This is a genomic window from Algoriphagus sp., assembly GCF_024642405.1.
Lineage (GTDB): Bacteria > Bacteroidota > Bacteroidia > Cytophagales > Cyclobacteriaceae > Algoriphagus.
The window spans coordinates 1-2,902 of record NZ_JAHEBC010000437.1 but is presented as its reverse complement, the minus strand read 5'-3'; the positions used below and the strand labels follow the sequence as shown (position 1 = coordinate 2,902).

The 2,902-nt window shown below is 40.6% G+C and carries 2 protein-coding genes; both read right to left on the bottom strand.

The annotated features are described in order from the left end of the window. Nucleotides 1-1,425, bottom strand: a 1,425-nt coding sequence (locus Q0L68_RS19005; RefSeq protein WP_296705828.1) for an ABC transporter permease, incomplete at its 3' end; no start/stop codon positions are given. Nucleotides 1,426-1,831: 406 nt separating this feature from the next. Continuing rightward, the coding region (locus Q0L68_RS19000; protein WP_296705827.1) for a DUF1343 domain-containing protein at nt 1,832-2,902 on the bottom strand (1,071 nt) is incomplete at its 5' end.

The window sequence follows — 2,902 nt, the reverse complement described above, 5'->3', positions numbered from 1 at the left end:
ATTTTCCCCTACATCATTGGGGCCTTCTACGATGATCTTTTGATCTAGATTCATGCCTAAATTCCTATTCTGCATAAAACTCAGTTGATCCCGAATGACCAGCGTACAGACTATAATCCCAATGGAAATAACAAATTGAAATACCACCAAGCCTTTTTTCAGAACTTCGCTACCAGGAGCCTTAAACTTCAACTCGGATTTATTATCAAATTTGCCTGATAAGGCCACCACATAAAACCCGGAGATCAAAGCGCAAATCCCGATCACTCCAAAAAGTAAAACCCAGAAAACCGGAGTTTGAAAAGCACCTAGCCAAATCCCTTTCCCAATGATTGATTCTGCAAGGTTTTGTCCTAGATAGACGAGCGTAAGACCTAAAATTGTAGCAAATCCCATCAATAAGATAGTTTCCACCATAAATTGCTCCGCCAATTGTCTACTATTGGCACCTAAGATTTTTCGCATCTTTATCTCCTTGATTCTTGTCAGAATACTAGCCGAAGAAAGATTCAAGTAATTCACATAGGCAATTCCCAAAATCAAAAATGCCATCACTGCAAAAACTAAAATAGTGGAAAGGCTTCCGTAAGAAGGTAAAGGGTCAGAAATACTTGCTCCTAGATGTATTTCATCCAAAGGTTGAAGGATCACGGATAATTCCTCCGAACCAGGATTCTTTCTGATAAAATCCGTGATTTGCTGAGATAAGTTATTGGGGTCTACTCCGGTTTTACTTAGGGCAAAAAGATTGACAAAACCAGAATCTACTCCATTGGGATTAGCCCAATCATTTCCACCTCTGTTTTCTGGGTTTTCCAGTGTGTGAATGGATAGAAAAATATTTGCATTGAGATCGGATCTTGATGGGATATTTTCCAAAACTCCGGTAACTGTAAAATCCTGTTTTCCAAATTGATTGCTCAAAGTAAATGATTTGCCAAGGGCATCTTCCTCACCAAAAAACTTACTGGCAAGTTCCTCTGTGATGACTGCCGTTTGGGAGTTATTCAAATCTGCAGTACCACGAAGGATTGGAAATGAAAAGTCTTCAAAAAATCTACCTTCTACATAACTTACCTCATTTTCCTTGAAAGCTAAATCGGTTCCCGGAATAGCGATCAATCCTCCTCCGATAAATCCTGCAATCCTATCGATTGATTCAAGATCCACAAATTGATCTTGTAGAATGGTTGCATATCCGGGAGGGAGAAAAATTTCTGCTTCTCCATTACCTTCAACTACCACAACTCTGTAAAGTCGATCTCTATTTGCGTGGAAATCATTGTAAGTCCATTCTGTCGCAACAAATGCGAAAAGAGTCAGGAAAGTGACCAGGCCTAAAACCAAGCCTATAATATTGACAAAACTAAAGAGCCTTCTTTTCCGAAGACTTCGAAATGCAATTTTCAGGTAGTTTATCCACATAGAAACTAATATTCGAATAATGAAGATTAAAAAAATTGTCCGCTTTGGCGAACTGATCGGTTTTAATTCCACTTTCATGCCATCTAAAAACTGCCAAATCAATGCCTAAGGATCATAAAGTCAAGAAATCCTGGAAATTTATCGGACAAAATTGTTCGATTGCGGTCGAAGACGCTCTTAGTGATAAAGCAAATATTTCCCAACCGTGATCTATGATCCTACTCCGTGGTCTGTGAGACACAGAATACGAAGGTCATTGCGAGGAAGGCCAAAGGCCGAAGTGGCAATCTAGAAATCGTGGTCTGCGCCTGTTTTGCCGCAGGCAAGTCCTCATAGACCACTTTCTTTCTTTCGGTCTGTGAAACACAGACCGAGGTGAAAAACACAGCCCGAGGACAAGGTATTTTTAGGGATAAAGCAAATATTTTAATCGCATTTTTTTATACGCCGAAAGCTCAGGTTCCCAACCTGCCCGAATAGTTTCCATAGGCACATCATCAATGATTTGCTGTCTGAAATCCCCTCTTCCAATTTGGATTTCGATATTGTTCATCTGATTGCTAAGCTTTGAATCAAAAAACTTTTCCTTCTCCGGGCTGGCTTTGTAAAGCTCCCGTATCCATTCAAAATTGATTTGCCCAGACTCTCTCAATTTCTCGGTATCATAATCTCTAAGGTCAAGTCCATAACAAACCTGATCCATAAAAAGGGGTGTTTCTGCCATTCCTTTAATGCCTGTTGGGGTGAAATGAAAGTCATAGATTCCTTTATAAGCGGGACTCCCCAAGACTGTAAACGGAAAATAAGTACCTCGACCCAGATTGATATAAGTGCCCTCAAACATGCAAAGGCTAGGATATAACAAAACAGACTGAGGCGTATTCAAATTTGGAGAGGGAGCAACCGGCAATTCGTAGGGCATATCGTGCGAATAATTGGCAACCGGAATGACTTGAATATCAGCTTTTACCTTGTTTGTCAGCCAACCTTCCCCATTTGCCATCATCGCAAATTCGCCAACCGTCAGCCCATGTGCCATTGGAAGAGGAAACATTCCTATTCCCGATTTATATTTCATATCCAGAACAGGCCCATCAATGAGATAGCCATTAGGATTGGGTCTATCCAGGATTAACAAAGGCTTGTTGTTTTCCTCACAGGCTTCCATTAGTCGAGCGAGCGCATTGATATTGGTATAAAATCGAACTCCCACATCCTGTAAATCATAGATCAAAATATCCACATCGGCTAGATCTTCTTTGCTTGGCTTATTCTTTCGGCCATAAAGCGATATAATGGGAATCCCGGTTTTTTCATCAACGTCATCAGAAACTTTGGCTCCAGCACTAGCATTTCCTCGAAAACCATGTTCCGGACCGAATACTTTCACGATGTTAATCCCCAAAGTCTGCAAACTATCTACCAAATGTGCTTTGCCAATGATAGAAGTTTGGTTTGCAAGCATAGCAACTCTCTT